The 20,274-nt window shown below is 53.5% G+C and carries 16 protein-coding genes; 9 read left to right on the top strand and 7 right to left on the bottom strand.

Annotated elements, in window-relative coordinates; genetic code table 11:
- Nucleotides 1–63: 63 nt before the first annotated feature.
- The 4 genes from fhuA to fhuB are packed head-to-tail and all read left to right on the top strand — an operon-like array spanning nt 64 to nt 6,028.
- A complete protein-coding gene (gene fhuA / locus GF617_RS04875) occupies nt 64–2,313 on the top strand; it encodes a ferrichrome porin FhuA (protein ID WP_181622302.1) in 2,250 nt (749 codons plus the stop codon).
- 48 nt (nt 2,314–2,361) lie between these two features.
- A complete protein-coding gene (gene fhuC / locus GF617_RS04870; protein ID WP_181622303.1) occupies nt 2,362–3,159 on the top strand; it encodes a Fe3+-hydroxamate ABC transporter ATP-binding protein FhuC in 798 nt (265 codons plus the stop codon).
- Nucleotides 3,159–4,049 (top strand): Fe(3+)-hydroxamate ABC transporter substrate-binding protein FhuD, encoded by an 891-nt coding sequence (gene fhuD, locus GF617_RS04865; RefSeq protein ID WP_203451207.1) that lies wholly within the window; start codon nt 3,159–3,161, stop codon nt 4,047–4,049. Before fhuC ends, fhuD begins: the two co-directional genes overlap by 1 nt.
- On the top strand, nt 4,046–6,028 hold the full coding sequence (fhuB, locus tag GF617_RS04860) for a Fe(3+)-hydroxamate ABC transporter permease FhuB (protein WP_203451206.1): 1,983 nt from the start codon (nt 4,046–4,048) through the stop codon (nt 6,026–6,028). Before fhuD ends, fhuB begins: the two co-directional genes overlap by 4 nt.
- A gap of 54 nt (nt 6,029–6,082) precedes the next feature.
- Here fhuB and hemL read toward each other — a convergent pair whose 3' ends face one another.
- Entirely contained in the window at nt 6,083–7,363 is a 1,281-nt protein-coding gene (gene hemL / locus GF617_RS04855) for a glutamate-1-semialdehyde 2,1-aminomutase (protein WP_181622306.1), read from the bottom strand.
- 176 nt (nt 7,364–7,539) lie between these two features.
- Here hemL and clcA point away from each other — a divergent pair, with 176 nt between their 5' ends.
- Both clcA and erpA read left to right on the top strand, forming a co-directional pair.
- Entirely contained in the window at nt 7,540–8,940 is a 1,401-nt protein-coding gene (gene clcA / locus GF617_RS04850; protein ID WP_203451205.1) for a H(+)/Cl(-) exchange transporter ClcA, read from the top strand.
- 86 nt (nt 8,941–9,026) lie between these two features.
- Entirely contained in the window at nt 9,027–9,374 is a 348-nt protein-coding gene (gene erpA, locus GF617_RS04845; RefSeq protein ID WP_014068960.1) for an iron-sulfur cluster insertion protein ErpA, read from the top strand.
- A 79-nt stretch (nt 9,375–9,453) separates the two neighbouring features.
- Here erpA and GF617_RS04840 read toward each other — a convergent pair whose 3' ends face one another.
- From GF617_RS04840 to mtnN, 3 genes are read right to left on the bottom strand one after another with little or no spacing between them, the layout of a single operon-like run.
- Nucleotides 9,454–10,077 carry a TRIC cation channel family protein gene (locus tag GF617_RS04840; protein WP_181622308.1) on the bottom strand — a complete coding sequence of 208 codons (624 nt, stop codon included), beginning with the start codon at nt 10,075–10,077 and terminating at the stop codon, nt 9,454–9,456.
- Between the two features lie 33 nt (nt 10,078–10,110).
- Nucleotides 10,111–10,911: a vitamin B12 ABC transporter substrate-binding protein BtuF gene (gene btuF, locus GF617_RS04835; protein ID WP_181622309.1), complete on the bottom strand. Its 801-nt coding sequence runs from the start codon at nt 10,909–10,911 to the stop codon at nt 10,111–10,113.
- Nucleotides 10,904–11,602 (bottom strand): 5'-methylthioadenosine/S-adenosylhomocysteine nucleosidase, encoded by a 699-nt coding sequence (gene mtnN / locus GF617_RS04830; protein WP_181622310.1) that lies wholly within the window; start codon nt 11,600–11,602, stop codon nt 10,904–10,906. The genes btuF and mtnN overlap by 8 nt, the downstream gene beginning before the upstream one ends.
- Before the next feature lie 82 nt (nt 11,603–11,684).
- Between mtnN and dgt the strand changes: the two genes are divergently transcribed.
- The 3 genes from dgt to cdaR all read left to right on the top strand — a co-directional run bounded on the left by dgt (nt 11,685) and on the right by cdaR (nt 16,090).
- Nucleotides 11,685–13,199 (top strand): dGTPase, encoded by a 1,515-nt coding sequence (gene dgt, locus GF617_RS04825; protein WP_181622311.1) that lies wholly within the window; start codon nt 11,685–11,687, stop codon nt 13,197–13,199.
- A gap of 132 nt (nt 13,200–13,331) precedes the next feature.
- Entirely contained in the window at nt 13,332–14,777 is a 1,446-nt protein-coding gene (degP, locus tag GF617_RS04820) for a serine endoprotease DegP (RefSeq protein WP_181622312.1), read from the top strand.
- A 155-nt stretch (nt 14,778–14,932) separates the two neighbouring features.
- Entirely contained in the window at nt 14,933–16,090 is a 1,158-nt protein-coding gene (cdaR, locus tag GF617_RS04815) for a DNA-binding transcriptional regulator CdaR (RefSeq protein WP_014068966.1), read from the top strand.
- A 94-nt stretch (nt 16,091–16,184) separates the two neighbouring features.
- On the opposite strand, the gene GF617_RS04810 is transcribed toward cdaR, so the two are convergent.
- The 3 genes from GF617_RS04810 to glnD all read right to left on the bottom strand — a co-directional run bounded on the left by GF617_RS04810 (nt 16,185) and on the right by glnD (nt 20,219).
- Entirely contained in the window at nt 16,185–16,574 is a 390-nt protein-coding gene (locus GF617_RS04810) for a DUF3461 family protein (protein ID WP_181622313.1), read from the bottom strand.
- A gap of 112 nt (nt 16,575–16,686) precedes the next feature.
- Nucleotides 16,687–17,511 carry a 2,3,4,5-tetrahydropyridine-2,6-dicarboxylate N-succinyltransferase gene (dapD, locus tag GF617_RS04805; protein WP_181622314.1) on the bottom strand — a complete coding sequence of 275 codons (825 nt, stop codon included), beginning with the start codon at nt 17,509–17,511 and terminating at the stop codon, nt 16,687–16,689.
- 32 nt (nt 17,512–17,543) lie between these two features.
- Nucleotides 17,544–20,219, bottom strand: a complete 2,676-nt coding sequence (glnD, locus tag GF617_RS04800) for a bifunctional uridylyltransferase/uridylyl-removing protein GlnD (RefSeq protein ID WP_181622315.1) — start codon at nt 20,217–20,219, stop codon at nt 17,544–17,546.
- Nucleotides 20,220–20,274: the final 55 nt, after the last annotated feature.

Below are 20,274 nucleotides of genomic sequence, written 5' to 3'. Positions count from 1 at the left end.
TATGCTGCGGTCATAATAATAATTCTCATTTTCGTTATCATTCACTTTCATCAGAGATACATCATGGCGCTTTCCAATACTGCCCAGCCAATGAATACGTCGCTGCGTAAAATCGCAGTTGTCGTAGCCACAGCGGTGGTCAGCATGTCTGCTTATGCGCAGGCTGCTGAAACCCCTAAAAAAGAAGAAACCATCACTGTTACCGCCGCTCCTGCCGCACAGGAAAGTGCCTGGGGTCCTGCTGCAACGATCGCCGCAAGACAATCCGCGACCGGGACCAAAACGGACACCCCAATTCAAAAGGTTCCACAGTCTATTTCTGTCGTGACAGCCGAAGAGATGGCGCTGCATCAGCCACGCTCGGTTAAAGAAGCCCTCAGCTATACGCCGGGTGTTGCAGTAGGCACTCGTGGTGCTTCCAATACCTATGATTATCTGGTTATTCGCGGCTTCGCGGCCGATGGTCAGAGCCAGAACAACTACCTCGACGGTATGAAGATGCAGGGCAACTTCTATAACGACGCGGTGATTGATCCTTATATGCTGGAGCGTGCTGAAATCATGCGCGGTCCGGTTTCCGTTCTTTACGGAAAAAGTAGCCCTGGTGGCCTGCTGAACATGGTGAGTAAGCGCCCAACAACCGAGCCGCTGAAAGAGATCCAGTTCAAAGTCGGTACTGATAGCCTGTTCCAGACTGGTTTTGACTTCAGCGATGCGATCGACGATGACGGCGTTTATTCATACCGCCTGACGGGTGTTGCGCGTTCTAACAACGCACAGCAAGAGGGCAAAGGGGAGCAGCGTTATGCCATCGCGCCCTCATTCTCCTGGCGTCCAGATGATAAAACCACCTTCACTTTTCTCTCCTATTTCCAGAACGAGCCTGAAACGGGTTATTACGGCTGGCTGCCAAAAGAGGGAACGGTTAATCCACTGCCAAACGGCGATCGTTTGTCGACGGATTTCAACGAAGGTGCGAAGAACAACACCTACACCCGTAACCAGAAAATGGTGGGGTACAGCTTCGACCACGAATTCAACGATACCTTTACCGTGCGTCAGAACCTGCGCTTTGCCGAGAACAAAACTTCGCAAAACAGCGTTTACGGTTATGGCGTATGTTCCGATCCTGCCAACGTTTACAGCCAGCAATGCGCGGCGTTAGCACCTGCGGATAAAGGTCACTATCTGGCACGTAAATACGTTGTCGATAATGAAAAACTGCAAAACTTTACCGTTGATACTCAGTTGCAGAGCAAATTTGCGACCGGTCAGGTGGATCACGTCTTGCTGACCGGCGTCGACTTTATGCGTATGCGTAATGACATCAACTCCTGGTTTGGTTATGACGACTCGGTCCCGCTGCTGGATCTCTACAATCCAGTAAACAGCAATTTTGATTTCGGCTCTAAAGATCCGGACAATTCCGGTGCGTACCAAATCCTAAACCGCCAGAAACAGACCGGCCTGTATGTTCAGGATCAAGCGCAGTGGGATAAAGTGCTGGTGACTCTGGGCGGCCGTTATGACTGGGCCGATCAGGACTCTTATAACCGTGTAACGAACACCACGTCTAAACGTGATGATAAACAGTTCACCTGGCGTGGCGGTGTTAACTACCTGTTCGACAACGGTGTCACGCCTTATTTCAGCTACAGCGAATCGTTTGAACCGGCTTCACAGACAGGCGCGAGTGGCAACATCTTTGCACCATCTAAAGGCAAGCAGTACGAAGCGGGCGTGAAATACGTGCCGAACGATCGTCCGATCGTGATTACTGGTGCGGTGTACCAGCTGACCAAAACCAACAATCTGATGGCTGACCCGGCAGGCTCATTCTTCTCTGTTGAAGGCGGTGAAATCCGTGCCCGTGGCGTAGAGCTGGAAGCGAAAGCGGCACTTTCTGCGAGCGTCAACGTAGTGGGTTCCTATACCTATACTGATGCAGAATACACCACCGACACCAACTACAAAGGCAATACACCTGCGCAGGTTCCAAAACACATGGCATCCGTGTGGGGGGATTACACGATGTTTGATGGTGCGCTGTCTGGCCTGACGCTGGGAACTGGCGTTCGTTATACCGGTTCCAGTAAAGGTGACCCGGCGAACTCTTTCACTGTGGGCAGCTACACCCTGGTGGATGCGTTGATCAGATACGATCTGGCGCGTGTCGGTATGGCGGGCTCAAACGTGGCGCTTCATGTGAACAACCTGTTCGATCGTGAATATGTTGCGAGCTGCTTCAACACCTACGGTTGCTTCTGGGGTGCTGAACGTCAGGTTGTCGCGACCGCGACCTTCCGCTTCTAATCTCTCTTCGGGCACGCTTCGCCGTGCCCTTTTATTAAGTTGGCCACCATGCAGGATAATAAAACGCAAACCGATACCACCTTTGCACTCCACAACACCTCCTTTCGCGTACCCGGGCGCACCTTGCTGCACCCGCTCTCTTTGACGTTCCCTGCAGGTAAAGTCACTGGCCTGATTGGTCACAATGGTTCCGGTAAATCGACCTTGCTGAAGATGCTTGGACGCCATCAATTGCCCTCCGAAGGTGATATTTTGCTGGATGGGCAGCCGCTGGAGAGCTGGAACAGCAAAGCATTTGCCCGCAAGGTGGCGTATCTGCCCCAGCAACTGCCGCAAGCAGAAGGGATGACGGTGCGTGAGCTGGTGGCGATTGGACGTTATCCGTGGCACGGTGCGCTTGGCCGCTTCGGTGTGGCTGACAGAGAGAAAGTAGAAGAGGCCATTGCATTAGTGGGATTAAAACCGCTGGCGCATCGTCTGGTGGACAGTTTATCGGGTGGTGAGCGTCAGCGAGCGTGGATTGCCATGCTGGTTGCGCAGGATAGCCGTTGTCTGCTGCTTGATGAGCCTACCTCTGCGCTGGATATTGCTCATCAGGTTGATGTTCTGGCGCTGGTGCATCGCTTAAGCCAGCAGCGTGGTCTGACGGTGATTGCCGTCCTGCATGATATCAATATGGCGGCGCGCTATTGTGATTATCTGGTTGCGCTTCGGGGGGGGGAGATGATCGCTCAGGGAACGCCATCTGAGCTGATGCGTGGCGAAACGCTGGAACATATTTACGGCATTCCTATGGGTATCCTGCCTCACCCGGCAGGGGCTGCACCGGTGAGCTTCGTGTATTGATGCTGGATTCAACTTTAATCAGCCGCCGCCGCTTGTTGACGGCGATGGCGCTTTCACCCCTGTTGTTGAAAATGGGGGCTGCACAAGCAGCGACAATCGATCCGCACCGCATTGTGGCGCTGGAATGGCTACCGGTAGAATTAATGCTGGCTCTGGGCATCACGCCTTACGGTGTTGCTGATATTCCTAACTACAACCTGTGGGTCAATGAACCGAAACTGCCTGATTCGGTTATTGATATTGGTCTGCGCACTGAGCCTAATCTTGAGTTGCTCACCCAGATGAAACCCTCTTTTTTGTTCTGGTCGGCAGGCTATGGTCCTTCTGAAGCGACGATGGCACGCATTGCGCCTGGCCGGGGCTTTACCTTCAGCGACGGTAAAAAACCGCTGACAATGGCAAAAAACTCCATCAATGAGATGGCGCAGTTTCTGAATCGTGAAGCCGAGGCGAAAAAACATCTCGCCGAATTCGACGCTCTGATTGATTCTCTGAAGCCGCGATTTACCCATCGTGGCGATCGTCCGTTACTGATGGTGACCTTGCTGGATGCCCGTCATATGCTGGTGTTCGGCAAAAACTGTCTGTTCCAGGAAGTGCTTGATAGCCTGGGTATTCGTAATGCCTGGGATGGAGAGATGACCTTCTGGGGCAGCACTACGGTGGGGATCGACCGTCTGGCGTCGTTTCGCGATGTGGACGTACTCTGCTTCGATCACGGCAATGAGCGTGAGATGCAAACCCTGATGGCAACGCCACTCTGGCAGGCGATGCCGTTTGTACGTGAACAACGATTCCAGCGTGCGCCAGCGGTGTGGTTCTATGGCGCAACGCTGTCAGCAATGCATTTTGCCCGCGTGCTGGATAATGCGCTGGGAGGCAAGGCATGAGTTCACGTATCGCGCGCTTCCCCGCATTGTTGCTGGTCCTTCTCTCTCTGACGGCACTCGCCTTAACCTGGATGAACCTGTCGACGGCACTGCCTCGCGATCAGTGGAGTTCGGCATTTGCCGCGCCAGATATCGACAACATTCAACAAATGCTGTTCCACTATAGCCTGCTGCCGCGTCTGACAATTTCATTGCTGGTCGGGGCTGGTCTGGGGCTGGTGGGCGTATTGTTCCAGCAGGTCTTACGTAATCCTCTGGCTGAACCCACCACGTTAGGGGTGGCGACCGGGGCTCAGCTCGGGATCACCATCACCACGCTGTGGGCGTTTCCGGGGGTATTAACCTCGCAGTTTGCCGCGCTGGCGGGGGCGTGTGTGGTGGGGGTGTTGGTCTTCGGTGTAGCCTGGGGAAAACGCCTCTCTCCCGTTACGTTGATCCTCGCCGGTCTTGTGGTGAGCCTATACTGTGGAGCCATCAACCAGCTGCTGGTGCTGTTCCATCATGATCAGTTGCAAAGCATGTTCCTGTGGAGTACCGGAACGCTGACGCAAACTGACTGGAGCAGCGTACAACGCCTGTGGCCGCAACTGCTGGGCGGCGCTTTGCTGACGCTTCTGCTGTTACGTCCCCTGACGTTGATGGGCCTGGATGATGGTGTGGCGCGCAACCTGGGGCTGGCGCTTTCGCTGGCCCGTCTGGCGGCTTTGTCGCTGGCCATTGTGCTGAGCGCATTGCTGGTGAATGCGGTAGGGATCATCGGCTTTATCGGGCTGTTTGCTCCACTGCTGGCGAAAATGCTCGGCGCGCGCCGTTTACTGGCTCGGCTGATGCTGGCGCCCTTGATTGGGGCGCTCATCCTTTGGCTCTCGGATCAAGTCATTCTCTGGCTGGCGCGTGTCTGGATGGAAGTCTCTACGGGGTCGGTGACGGCGCTTATTGGCGCACCGCTCCTGCTGTGGTTACTGCCACGCCTTCGCAGCATGAGTGCGCCGGCGATGGATGCGGGCGATAAAGTGTATGCCGAGCGCCAGTCGGTGCTGTGGTATAGCTTGGCTGGTCTGGCGATATTAGCACTTGCTGTATTGATGGCGCTTTCGCTTGGGCGTGATGCGCAGGGCTGGCACTGGGCAACCGGGACATTGCTTGACGAGCTGTTGCAATGGCGCTGGCCGCGTATCTTCTCTGCATTGATCGCGGGCATGATGCTGGCTGCTGCAGGTTGCATTATCCAGAGACTGACCGGCAACCCAATGGCCAGCCCGGAAGTTCTGGGTATCAGTTCCGGCGCAGCGTTTGGCGTGGTGTTGATGCTGTTCCTCGTGCCGGGTAATGCGTTTGGCTGGCTTATGCCCGCCGGGAGCATTGGCGCGGCGGTCACGCTGCTGATCATCCTGATTGCATCCGGAAGAGGCGGTTTTTCACCGCATCGTATGTTGCTTGCCGGGATGGCGCTCAGCACTGCATTTACCATGCTGCTGATGATGCTACAGGCGAGCGGTGATCCACGTATGGCGCAGATCCTGACCTGGATCTCCGGTTCGACTTATGGCGCGACCGGTAGTCAGGTTGTTCATACCGGAATTGTGATGGTGGTGTTGCTGGCAATTGTGCCGTTATGTCGTCGCTGGATGACGATCCTGCCACTGGGTGGCGAAACGGCGCGTGCTGTCGGGATTGCACTTACGCCCACCCGCATTGGCCTGCTGCTACTTGCTGCCTGCCTGACTGCGGCGGCGACGATGACTATCGGTCCATTGAGTTTTGTAGGGCTGATGGCCCCGCATATTGCCAGAATGCTTGGCTTCCGCCGGACCATGCCGCATATCGTGATTTCTGCTCTGACAGGTGGTGTGATGCTGGTCTTCGCTGACTGGTGCGGGCGAATGGTGCTCTTTCCGTATCAGATCCCGGCAGGGCTGTTGTCGACCTTTATCGGTGCGCCGTACTTTATTTATCTGCTGAGAAAGCAGAGTCGATAGTGAACATGCAGGCCGGGTAAGCGCGTAAGCGCTACCCGGCAATTCACACATGACTTAGAGCTTAGCAAACGCCTTACGTGCTGCGTCGATGGTGTTATTGATATCTTCTTCGCTATGCGCCACGGACATAAAGCCCGCCTCAAACGCGGATGGTGCCAGGTAAACCCCTTCTTCCAGCATCAGGTGGAAGAAATGCCTGAAGCGCTCTACGTCGCATTTCACCACGTCCTGATAGCAGGTAACCGTTTTGGCGTCGGTGAAGAAAATCCCGAACATCCCGCCTACGTGGTTCACTACCAGCGGAATACCTGCCTCTTCTGCGGCTTCCAGCAGGCCGTTTGCCAGTTGGGTTGTCAGGGCTGTCAGCGTTTCGTGAATACCCGGTTGCGCGACTTCGGTCAGGCAGGCAAACCCGGCAGCCATCGCGATAGGGTTACCGGACAGCGTACCCGCCTGGTAAACCGGACCCGTTGGAGCCAGTGCTTCCATCACGTCCTTACGACCACCAAATGCACCGACCGGCATACCGCCGCCGATGATTTTACCCAGACAGGTCAGGTCCGGCTCTACGCCGTAGTAAGACTGTGCCCCCGCCAGAGCCACACGGAAACCGGTCATCACTTCATCGATAATCAGCAGGGCGCCAAATTCGTCACACAGTGCGCGCAGGCCTGGCAGGAAGTCAGGCTGCGGTGGAATGCAGTTCATGTTGCCCGCAACGGGTTCAACGATGATGCAGGCAATTTCCTGCGGATACTGTTCGAATGCGGCGCGAACGGTCGCCAGATCGTTGTAGGTGCAGGTCAGCGTGTGTTTAGCAAAGTCAGCCGGTACGCCTGGAGAGTTCGGTTGTCCGAGGGTTAGCGCACCGGAACCTGCTTTCACCAACAAGCAATCAGCATGGCCGTGGTAACACCCTTCGAATTTGATGATCTTATCGCGACCGGTAAACCCGCGCGCCAGACGAATAGCGCTCATGGTCGCTTCTGTTCCGGAGTTGACCATGCGGACCATGTCCATGGTAGGAACCAGTTCGGTCACCAGTTCCGCCATTTTGACTTCCATCTCGGTTGGCGCACCAAAACTTAATCCGCGATGAGCCGCTTCAATGACCGCGTTGCGGATCGACGGGTGGTTGTGACCCAGTACCATCGGACCCCAGGAGCCAACATAATCAATATAGGCTTTGTCATCGACATCATACAGATACGCGCCGTCTGCACGTTCGATAAACAGCGGCGTTCCGCCTACGCCGGTAAAGGCGCGAACAGGGGAGTTCACGCCGCCTGGGATGAGCTCCCGGGCAGCACTGTAGAGGTTTTCTGACTTGCTCATGGCGTCGTTCCTGGTTCGTAGAAATAAGTTAAGGAGACTATTCTAAGGGATTAACCAAAGGTTATGAAATTTTTGCCGCATTGACACTTAACAATTGTTAAGGATTTTTCCGAAGACGCAGTGGTTGCGTCTGGTAGAATTCCTTGTGCTATTTGTATGACTAAAAAGAAAAGGCAATGAAAGCAGATAACCCCTCTTTTGAAGAACAGCAATTTTCGCGTGCACGACAACGTATCAGCATTCGACGACTGCTCAATCGCGATAAAACGCCACTGGCGATCCTGCTTGCTGCCGCAGTCGTGGGGTCGCTGGCAGGGCTGGCTGGTGTGGCGTTCGAAAAGGCCGTTAATGTGGTCCTGAACTGGCGCATTGGTACGGTTGCGGGATACGCGGATCGCGGCTGGGTAGTTTGGGTCATGGCGTTTGGCTTGTCCGCATTACTGGCGATGGCCGGCTATTTTTTGGTTCGCAGATTTGCGCCTGAAGCCGGAGGGTCTGGGATCCCGGAGATTGAGGGGGCGCTTGAAGAACTGCGTCCGGTTCGCTGGTGGCGGGTTATTCCGGTGAAATTTATCGGCGGGATGGGGACGCTGGGCGCGGGTATGGTGTTGGGACGCGAAGGGCCAACCGTCCAGTTAGGCGGAAACCTTGGACGTATGGTGGGCGATCTCTTCCGTATGCGTAGCGCTGAATCACGTCATACGTTACTGGCGACTGGGGCTGCTGCGGGTCTTTCTGCCGCGTTTAACGCCCCTCTGGCGGGCATCCTGTTTATTATCGAGGAGATGCGCGCGCAATTTCGCTACAACCTGATCTCCATTAAAGCGGTGTTTACAGGCGTTATCATGTCGAGCATCGTCTTTCGCATTTTCAACGGCGAAGGTGCAGTGATCGAGGTGGGAAAGCTGACCAACGCACCGGTGAACACGCTCTGGCTTTACCTGATCCTCGGTATGATTTTTGGCGTTGTAGGGCCGTTGTTTAATACGCTGGTGCTGCGAACGCAGGACATGTTCCAGCGTATCCATGGCGGGAACACAACTAAATGGGTGCTCGTGGGTGGTCTGCTTGGCGGGATGTGCGGCATACTGGGATTTGTGGAACCCAATGCTGCAGGCGGAGGCTTTGGGCTCATTCCGATTGCCGCAGCAGGCAATTTTAGCGTTGGTCTGCTCTTGTTTATGTTTGTCTCCAGAGTGATCACCACGCTGCTGTGTTTCTCTTCGGGCGCGCCCGGCGGAATATTTGCGCCCATGCTGGCATTAGGAACGCTGCTTGGCACAGCCTTTGGCATGGCGGCGGAAGCAGGCTTTCCGGCTTATCACCTGGAGGCGGGAACATTTGCTATTGCGGGAATGGGGGCGTTACTCGCGGCCTCTCTTCGTGCTCCGCTGACCGGAATTGTGCTTGTTCTGGAAATGACCGACAATTATCAGCTCATTTTGCCAATGATCATTACCTGTCTCGGCGCGACACTATTGGCCCAATTCCTGGGTGGAAAACCGCTATACTCCACCATTCTTGCTCGTACCCTGGCGAAACAGGAGGCTGAACGGGCCTCAACGCAGAATACTTGAATGAATTACCAGGGTATTAGATAATGAAAAAAAGAATTGGGTGATTTTTACCCAATAGCAGTAAGCAGTATTCATGGGAGCATAAGATGAGTGATGACGTAGTCGCTGTGCCGCTGGAGTTTACAGAAGCCGCAGCCAACAAAGTGAAAACCCTGATTGCCGACGAAGACAATCCGGATCTGAAACTGCGTGTATATATTACCGGGGGCGGCTGCAGCGGCTTCCAGTACGGTTTTACCTTTGACGACCAGGTAAACGATGGTGATATGACTATCGAGAAGCAGGGTGTCGCGCTGGTTGTTGACCCGATGAGCCTGCAATATCTGGTGGGCGGTGCGGTTGATTACAGCGAAGGCCTGGAAGGTTCTCGCTTTGTGGTGACGAACCCGAATGCAACAAGCACTTGCGGGTGTGGTTCGTCATTCAGTATTTGATTTTCCGGCGGGAGTGGCCTGATGCCATCATCCCGGAATCGCACTAAAAACGGTAACCCTCGGGTTACCGTTTTGCTTTTTACCTGCCATTCTCATCAAGCGCAAACGTCGGCAGTTTCAGATGCCAGCGAATAGCCGCTAACCGAATCGCCAGCGTCACCACCATACCCAACATGGCCGCATTCTCCAGCGGAACGGCAAAGGTGTAATAGGCTGTGGCATGAACAATCCCGCCAATAATACAGGCTGTGGCATAGATTTCAGTCCGCAGGATCATGGGAACTTCGCGTGCCAGAATGTCGCGAATGATGCCACCCCCGACGCCCGTCAATACGCCCATGCAGATGGCAACCATCGGTCCGGTATTCGCCATAAAGGCTTTATTGACGCCAATTCCTACAAAGACGGCCAGGCCGACGGCATCCAGCACCGGTAGCACCCATTTGGGCAGCCTGCGAGGCTGACGCACTAGCACGATTGTTAGCAGACAGGTGACCATCGCCACCACCAGATCGGTGGGATCTTTCACCCAAAATACCGGGCCGTTCGCGAGAGCCATATCGCGAATTGTGCCGCCGCCAACGGCGGTAACAACGCCCAGCACCAGAACACCGAACGGGTCCATGCGTAATTTCCCGGCGAGCAAAACGCCGGAGATAGCAAATACGGCTGTGCCAAGAATATCCAGCCAATAGACGAGCATCGTTAAATCCTCGGGTTTGGGTCTAAAACAACGTTAATGACTTTGTGCCAGTGCGGTGCAGAGCTGTTTAGCGGCGAGGATAATACGCGGGCTGGCGCGTTCAAACCAGTCGCTGTGCAGGGCAATCACCGGAATTTTTAACTGGCGCTGCCAGAATTGTTCAATTTTAGGAATTTCGCTTGCGTCACCGACGACGACAATGGCCTGCGGCTGGCGTGCCAGGACCTGTTCCCGGCTGACCTGTGGCCAGGGCACTCGGCTGGCGGCAAAGATATTTTCACCCCCGCAGATTTCGAGCACCTGATTCTGGATAGATCCCTGACCGGTAGTGAACAGCGGCTGACTACCAAATTGCAGAAACACCCGCTTTTTGGTGGTCTTATCATATTCGGTTTTTAGCGCCGCGTAGTCACTGAGCATACGTTGTGCAGCTTGTTCGGCTTTGCTGGGGGTTGGGCTGAAAGGGGCAAGATCGCGAAGCGCCTGAGCGACTTGCTCAATGCTTACTGCATCAATCCATTGCACTTTTATGCCCAGAGAGATGAGTTGGTTTACCTGCCGCTCGGCATTGCCACCGCGCCAGGCGAGCACCAGATCGGGCTTCAGGGCAACGATGCGCTCAAGATTCATACCTTGCCAGGTCGAGACTTGTTCGATCTGCTTCGCTTCAGGAGGAAAATCGGAATAACTGCTGACACCAACGGGGGTGATCCCGGCGGCAAAAGCCAGCTCAGTATTCGCGGGGGAGAGGGTAATCACACGCGGCGCGGCGTAAAGCCAGGCCGGTGTGAGCAGTAACAGGGCGACCAGCGCCCTTAAGGTCTGTTTACCCACGAGCCAGTTTCTGCACCAGGGTTTCCACCATTACGGTGGATTGTTTTGCTGCGACGGCCAGGAACTCGTCAAAGCTCAGGTGTGACTGTTGGTCGGCAACGTCTGAAATGGCGCGAACTACCACGAACGGGACGTTAAAGTTGTGGCATACGTGTGCAATCGCCGTGGCTTCCATTTCAACGGCAACGGCCTGTGGGAAGTTGTGACGGATTTTCGCCAGGCCCACTGAACCATTGATGAAAGCGTCACCGCTAACAATCAGGCCGCGCACAGCGTTGAGGTTCAGCTCAGCGATGCAGGTTTCTGCGGCACTAATCAGTTTCGCATCAGCTTTAAAGCCTGCCGGGCAACCCGGAAGCTGACCATATTCGTAACCGAATGCCGTGACATCCGCATCGTGATAACGCGCTTCGTCGGATACCACGATATCGCCCACTTTCAGCGTTGGAGCCAGACCGCCAGCAGAGCCGGTGTTAATGATCACATCTGGCTTACAGCGTTCGAGCAGCAGCGTCGCGCCCAGTGCTGCAGCTACTTTACCGATGCCTGATTTCAGCAGAGCAACGTCAACGCCGTTCAACTGGCCGGTATAAATTTCACAACCACCCAGTGAGAGGGTCTGACGGTTCTCAATTTTGTCACGCAGCAGCGTAACTTCTTCTTCCATTGCACCAATAATGCCGATTTTCATAGATTTACTCGCGATGTGCCTTGTTAAGATGCATAGTCTATCATGCGCATACGGGGAAACGCATTCTCACGCGGGGGAGCACATGGAACCAATCGATTTTCGCAATAAAATTAACTGGCATCGTCGTTTCCGTTCTCCGCAAGGAGCGAAAAGCGAGCACGAGATCCTGCGTATCTTTGAAAGCGATCGCGGGCGCATTATCAATTCTCCTGCCATCCGCCGCTTACAGCAAAAAACACAGGTTTTCCCACTCGAGCGTAATGCGGCAGTTCGCACGCGACTGACCCACTCAATGGAAGTTCAGCAGGTCGGGCGTTATATTGCCAAAGAGATCCTGAGCCGTCTTAAAGAGCAACGTCGCCTGGAAACCTACGGTCTGGATGAACTGACCGGGCCGTTTGAAAGCATCGTTGAGATGGCGTGTCTGATGCACGATATTGGCAACCCGCCTTTTGGACATTTTGGGGAGGCCGCTATTAATGACTGGTTCAAACAGCGGTTGTTCCCTTCAGACGCCGCCAGCCAGCCGCTTAGCGACGATCGTTGTGTCGTCAGCGCCTTACGTTTGCGGGAGGGTGAGGAAGTTGTAAACGACTTGCGGCGTAAAGTACGTCAGGATCTGTGTCACTTTGAAGGCAACGCGCAGGGTATCCGTCTGGTGCATTCCCTGATGCGTATGAACCTGACCTGGGCGCAAGTCGGTTGTATTCTCAAATATACGCGTCCGGCATGGTGGATGGGCGAACCTCCGGAGTCACACAGCTATTTGATGAAAAAACCGGGCTATTACTTATCGGAAGAAGCCTATATTGAGCGGTTGCGTAAAGAACTTTCACTGACCCCAAATGGGCGCTTCCCATTAACCTGGATAATGGAAGCGGCCGACGATATTTCCTATTGTGTTGCAGACCTGGAAGACGCGGTTGAAAAAAGAATATTCAGCGTCGAAGAACTTTATCAGCATCTTTATGATGCCTGGGGTAAACATGAAAAAGGATCTCTGTTTGCTCAGGTCGTCGAAAACGCGTGGGAGAAATCGCGTTCTAATTCTCTTAGCCGCAGTACGGAAGATCAGTTCTTTATGTATTTACGGGTCAACACATTAAATAAGTTGGTCCCCTATGCCGCAGCCCGCTTTATTGACAATTTACCGACGATTTTTACCGGTGAATTCAATCACGCCTTGCTGGAAGATGACAGCAGCTTTAGTCAACTTCTTGAGTTATATAAGAATGTAGCCGTACGCCATGTGTTCAGCCACCCGGACGTTGAACAACTGGAATTACAAGGTTATCGGGTCATAAGTGGTCTGCTGGAAATTTATCGCCCGTTACTGCAATTATCAGTCGATGAGTTTAGCGAACTGGTAGAAAAAGAACGTGTGCGGCGCTTGCCTATTGAATCCCGCCTGTTCCATAAACTTTCAACACGACATCGTCTTGCCTATGTTGAAGCAGTGAGCAAAATTGATCGCCAGACTTCCCGCTGGCCAGTGCTGGAATATTATTATCGTTGTCGACTGATTCAGGACTATATCAGCGGAATGACGGATTTGTATGCGTGGGATGAATACCGCAAGCTCATGGCGGTTGAATAAACACTGAGTTTTGTAAAGACGACCAATAAATTTTTACTTTTTCCATAAACTTAATCCCGGAACTTCGCGCTATAAAACGAATCTGATGTACACAGCAATTTTGCGTTATCTGTAAAATAGAGATTGAGAAACATGAAAAAAACCACATTAGCAATGAGTGCACTGGCTCTGAGTTTAGGTTTAGCGCTGTCTCCTCTGTCTGCTACTGCAGCCGAGACCGCGTCTTCGGCTGCAACCGCGCAGCAGATGCCTAGCCTGGCCCCGATGCTCGAAAAAGTGATGCCATCGGTGGTGAGCATTAACGTTGAGGGCAGTACAACCGTCAATACGCCGCGTATGCCGCGTAACTTCCAGCAGTTCTTTGGCGATAACTCCCCGTTCTGTCAGGACGGTTCGCCATTCCAGAGCTCCCCGTTCTGTCAGGGGGGGGGGGCAGGTGATGACAGCGGAAGCAGCAACGGTGGCGGTCAACAGCAGAAATTCATGGCTCTTGGCTCTGGCGTTATCATCGATGCGGCGAAAGGCTATGTCGTAACCAACAACCACGTTGTCGATAATGCTAACAGCATCAAAGTTCAGCTGAGTGATGGTCGTAAATTCGATGCAAAAGTGGTGGGGAAAGACCCACGCTCTGACATCGCACTGATTCAGATTCAGGATCCGAAAAACCTGACAGCGATTAAAATCGCCGATTCTGACGCACTGCGCGTTGGTGACTACACCGTTGCAATCGGTAACCCGTTCGGTCTGGGTGAAACCGTAACCTCGGGTATTGTCTCTGCGCTGGGACGTAGCGGCCTGAACGCTGAAAACTACGAAAACTTTATCCAGACGGATGCCGCGATTAACCGGGGTAACTCGGGCGGTGCGCTGGTTAACCTGAACGGCGAGTTGATTGGTATCAACACCGCGATCCTGGCGCCAGACGGTGGCAATATTGGTATCGGTTTTGCTATCCCGAGCAACATGGTGAAAAACCTGACGGCTCAGATGGTGCAGTATGGCCAGGTTAAACGCGGTGAGTTGGGCATTCTGGGTACTGAACTGAACTCTGAACTGGCGAAAGCGATGAAAGTTGACGCTCAGCGCGGGGCATTTGTCAGCCAGGTTATGCCAAATTCATCTGCGGCGAAGGCTGGTATCAAAGCAGGTGATGTGATCACCTCTCTGAACGGTAAGCCTATCATCAGTTTTGCAGCGCTGCGTGCCGAAGTGGGCTCGATGCCGGTGGGTAGCAAAATTCAGTTGGGTCTGCTGCGTGATGGTAAACCGGTGAACGTGAGCCTTGAACTGCAGCAGAGCAGCCAGACTCAGGTTGACTCCAGCTCTATCTTCAGCGGTATTGAAGGGGCTGAGATGAGCAACAAGGGTGACGATAAAGGCGTGGTGGTGAATAACGTGAAAGCGAATTCTCCGGCAGCCCGAATCGGCCTGAAAAAAGGTGATGTGATCATGGGGGCTAACCAGCAACCCGTGAAAAACATTGCCGAACTGCGCAAAATTCTCGACAGCAAACCGTCTGTGCTGGCGTTGAATATTCAGCGTGGTGATTCTTCACTCTACCTGTTAATGCAGTAACCCTCTCAACCCTCTGCTCGCGTTCGGGCAGAGGGTTTTCCTGTTTCTGTGACCCTTTCCACAAGTCCATACTTCTCCCCCTGACTTTGTGCATTCGCACAATGTAGCAGTGATTGAACTCCCCTATGCTTGAGCTCTGCTCACAGGAGGGTTACATGGCTGGCTGGCATCTCGATACCAAAATGGCGCAGGATATCGTGGCACGTACTATGCGCATCATTGATACCAATATTAACGTAATGGATGCGCGTGGCCGTATTATTGGCAGTGGCGATCGGGAGCGTATTGGGGAATTGCACGAAGGCGCACTGCTGGTGCTCTCTCAGGGGCGCGTGGTGGATATTGATGATGCCGTTGCAAAACATCTCCACGGTGTACGTCAGGGCATTAATTTACCTCTGCGGCTTGAAGGTGAAATTGTCGGTGTGATTGGCTTGACCGGAGAGCCAGAGTCACTGCGAAAATACGGTGAACTGGTGTGCATGACGGCAGAGATGATGCTGGAGCAGTCACGGCTAATGCATCTGCTGGCGCAGGATAGCCGCCTGCGTGAAGAGCTGGTCATGAACCTGATTCAGGCTGAAGAACACACGCCCGCTCTCAGTGAATGGGCACAGCGTCTGGGAATCGACCTCAATCAGCCGCGCGTGGTGGCGGTGATAGAGGTGGATAGCGGCCAGTTAGGGGTAGACAGTGCGATGGCGGAACTGCAACAGCTGCAAAATGCGCTGGCTACACCGGAACGTAATAACCTCGTCGCGATTGTCTCCCTGACGGAGATGGTTGTACTTAAGCCAGCACTCAATCAGTTTGGCCGCTGGGATGCAGAAGATCACCGCCGACGAGTCGACCAACTGATCGCCCGTATGAAAGAGAACGGCCAGCTCCGTTTTCGCGTTGCATTAGGAAACTACTTTACCGGGCCAGGCAGTATTGCCCGTTCGTGGCGTACGGCACGCACCACGATGATGGTCGGTAAACAACGTATGCCCGAAAGCCGTAGCTATTTCTATCAGGATTTGATGTTACCGGTGTTACTCGACAGCTTGCGCGGTGGTTGGCAGGCCAATGAACTGGCGCGTCCTTTGGTTCGCCTGAAAGCGATGGATAACAATGGGCTGTTGCGCCGTACATTGCAGGCCTGGTTTCGTCATAACGTGCAGCCTTTGGCAACATCTAAGGCACTGTTTATCCACCGTAATACGCTGGAATATAGACTTAACCGGATTTCGGAGCTAACGGGTCTGGATCTGGGGAATTTTGACGACAGGTTGTTATTGTATGTGGCGTTGCAACTGGATGAGCAGCGGTAGGTAAATGCAAGACGGCAACCTTAGGTTGCCGTTTTAGTGTTTGCTCCCTCTCCTCATAGGGAGAGGAGGGGGAAAGCATCAGGCCGCACCTGGCTTATTTGGTGCGAGTCAACTTCTCAAGATCGGCTTCGATTTCACTGATCTTGTTGGTGACAACGCTTTCCAGATGGCGCAGGTCATCCAGGATCTTACGTTTAAGATCCACTTCGGTGCGGTCACGTTGGCAGATCTGATCGAGTTCATCGATCACATAGCGCAGGTTCGGGCTAATCTCCTGAACCTCTTTGTATCCCTGCCCGATGCCATCAGCGACGACAGTCTTACGCTGACGTGGGTATTTAAACTTCACGCTCTTTGCAAAAAACTCGCCCTTGTCCTTGTGAAAATAGATTTTCAGAATATCGTTATTGGCTTCCTGGCGGAGGCTGTAACGATCAATTTCATCAGGATTGGTAATGCCCAGACTTTTCAGATTATCGTACATAGCGGTACCCTTTGATCTCAACATAACCTTTGAATAATTAACGAAAAAATCTAATTTCGCTACCCCCGGATACAAAAAAAGCGGGGTTGCCCCCGCTTTTTGTTATACCGGATTAATCGATAGTACGCAGCAATTCATTAATGCCGACTTTGCCGCGGGTTTTAGCATCAACTTTCTTCACAATCACTGCACAGTACAGGCTGTATTTGCCATCTTTTGACGGCAGGTTGCCGGAAACGACAACGGAGCCTGCTGGCACGCGACCGTAGTGAACCTCACCGGTTTCACGGTCATAAATGCGGGTGCTTTGGCCGATGTAAACGCCCATGGAGATGACTGAGCCTTCTTCAACGATCACGCCTTCAACGACTTCAGAGCGTGCGCCGATGAAGCAGTTATCTTCGATGATGGTTGGGTTAGCCTGCAGAGGCTCCAGTACACCACCGATACCCACGCCGCCGGACAGGTGAACGTTTTTGCCGATCTGAGCACAAGAACCCACGGTTGCCCAGGTATCCACCATCGTACCTTCGTCAACGTATGCACCGATGTTCACATAAGATGGCATCAGGACAGTATTACGCGCAATGAATGCACCCTGACGAACCGCTGCCGGTGGAACGACACGGAAGCCTTCTTTCTGGAAACGCGCTTCGTCGTAATCGGCGAATTTCATGGGTACTTTATCGAAGTAGCGGCTTTCTGCACCGTCGATAACCTGGTTATCGTTAATACGGAAAGAGAGCAGCACGGCCTTCTTCAGCCACTGATGGGTTACCCAATGGCCATCAATTTTTTCCGCGACGCGAAGTGCGCCGGAATCAAGCAGGGAGATCACCTGGTTAACCGCTTCGCGGGTTACGGTATCCACATTTGCCGGAGTGATGTCGGCACGACGCTCAAAAGCGGACTCAATAACGTTCTGTAACTGCTGCATTGTTTACTCTATCCATTTCACTAAAAAACACGTCACCCTTTATCGTTTGGATTGAGGGCTGCTGTCAACCGTTGTTGTACCTCTCGTTGCAACGCATTATTAAGTGCGCGCCTGTCGGCGGTTGCGATTATGAATAAATCTTCTACTCGCTCGCCAATGGTTGTAATTCTGGCTCCGTGAAGCGAAATTCCCAGATCGGCAAAAACCTGGCCGACGCGGGCAAGCAGTCCAGGCTGATCGAGCGCTATCAGCTCCAGGAAGGATTTACGGTCGGTGTGGGTCGGCAGGAAATTGACCTCGGTATCGACAGTAAAATGGCGCAATTTGGCGGGCTGACGACGAGGCTGTGGTGGCTGCCAGCTGTGCTGGGTAATGGCTTGTTCCAGACCAAATCGAATGCCTTCGTGGCGATCTGCCGAAAGTGGACTCCCGTCCGGCTCCAGCACGATAAAGGTATCCATCGCCATTCCGTCGCGGGTCGTGAAAATTTGCGCGTCATGAACGCTCAGATTGCGCCGGTCCAGCTCCGCACACACGGCAGCGAACAGATAGGCTCTGTCCGGGCTCCAGATGAAGATCTCCGTGCCGCCGCGCGTGGCTTGTGGGCTGAGCAAGATCATCGGTTTCGACAAATCGTGCTTCAGTAAATGCCGTGCATGCCAGGCAAGCTGATTTGGGCTATGGCGTACAAAGTAGTTCGCGCGACAGCGTGCCCAGATTTGATGTAATGCTTCTTCATCAATGTTTTCCATCCGCAGTAGCGCCAGGGCCTGGAGCTGGTGGTGACGGACGCGCTCGCGCATGTCTGGGGTGTTTTGCATCCCGCGTCGCAGCTGTTTTTCCGTCGCGAAATATAGCTCGCGCAACAGGCTCTGTTTCCAGCTGTTCCACAGCGTCTCATTGGTGGCGCAAATATCAGCCACTGTCAGGCAGACCAGATAGCGCAGACGGTTCTCGGTTTGCACCTCTTCGGCAAACTGCTTAATGACCTCCGGATCCTGAATATCACGGCGCTGTGCGGTGACTGACATCAGCAGATGATGGCGTACCAGCCAGGCGACAAGTTGCGTTTCACGTGAATTCAGGCCGTGCAGTTCGGCAAATTTGAGGACGTCTTGTGCACCCAGTACCGAATGGTCTCCGCCCCGGCCTTTGGCAATATCGTGGAACAGCGCGGCGATCAAAATCAGTTCTGGATGTGTGAGACGTGGCCACAGTTCGACACACAATGGGTGACGGGAGCGAGTCTCTTCTTTGGCGAAGCTCTCCAGTTTGAGCATGACGCGGATCGTGTGCTCATCTACGGTATAGGCGTGGAAAAGATCGAACTGCATCTGGCCCACAATGTGTGACCATTGCGGCATATAAGCCCACAGTACACTGTGGCGATGCATAGGCAACAAGCCACGGCTGACTGCGCCTGGGTGGCGGAGCATGCTTAAAAAGAGCGAACGCGCTTCCGGGATATAACACAGTGGCTGAGTCAGATGGCGACGCGCATGGCGCAAATGGCGCAGTGTTGTGGAGTAAATTCCGGTGATCGTGCTGTTGCGAACCATGGTGTAGAACATTCGCAGGATCGCTTCCGGCTCGCGGATAAACAGTGTTTCATCGCGCAGATCGATAAGCGTACCGCGTAACTGGAATTCATCATCAACAGGACGCGGTTTTTCATCGGCAGTGAGCGCCAGAATGGCCTCGTCGAACAGTTGCAGCAGCATCTGGTTTAGCTCAGTGACACGACGAGTGACACGGAAGAAATCCTTCATCATATGCTCAACCGGTTCGTTACCTTCACCGCTGTAGTTCAGACGCTGGGCGACACTAAGCTGGCGGTCGAAAAGCAGACGGTTATCGTAGCGGTTAAGTTCCAGATGCAGAGCAAAGCGAATACGCCACAGGAGATGCAGACATTCGTTTAGCTCGTTGCGCTCGGCTTCGGTTAAGAAGCCGAAACCGACCATTTCATCCAGCGACGTTGCACCAAAGTGGCGGCGCGCAACCCACTGCAACGTGTGGATATCGCGCAGGCCTCCGGGGCTACTTTTAATATCTGGCTCAAGGTTATAGCTGGTTCCGTGGTAGCGCTGGTGGCGCACGTTTTGTTCTTCAACCTTGGCGGCGAAAAACTTTTCAGAAGGCCAAAAACCGTCGCTGAAAATGTGTTTTTGCAGCTCAAGAAACAGAGCAACATCGCCAATTAACAGGCGCGTTTCAATCAGGTTGGTGGCAACGGTGAGATCCGATAGTCCTTCAAGCAGACACTCTTCCAGCGTCCGGACGCTGTGACCGACTTCCAGCTTCACATCCCACAGAAGGGTGAGCAATTCACCTATTTTTTGCGCCTGATCGTCTGACAGCTTTTTACGGCTCAGGATCAAAAGATCGATATCGGATAAAGGATGTAATTCGCCACGCCCATAGCCGCCGACGGCAACCAGTGCCACATCGCTGATTTGTCCGAATCCATAGTCAATCCACAGGCGTTGCAACAACTGGTCGATAAACTCGGTGCGTGCTTCGATGAGCGCTTCAGCAGAGATCCCTGCATCAAACGCGCTACCTAGCCAGCGATGGAAAACATCCATATGCGCTTTAATATCAGCGCAGGTCAGCTCTTGTTGAGGCCAGACGCCGGGGTTATCGGGCTGATCGGGAAGGGTGGGGAGTGCCGTATTAGCATACTGTTCAGGTAAAAGATTACTCATCGCGTGCCACCCATAAGAAAAAACTATAGCCATTAAAAAAGCCGGCATTTGCCGG

This window comes from Lelliottia sp. RWM.1, assembly GCF_016859735.1.
Taxonomy (GTDB): Bacteria; Pseudomonadota; Gammaproteobacteria; order Enterobacterales; family Enterobacteriaceae; genus Enterobacter.
The sequence above is the reverse complement of the archived record's forward strand: the minus strand, read 5'-3'. Positions and strand labels throughout refer to the sequence as shown.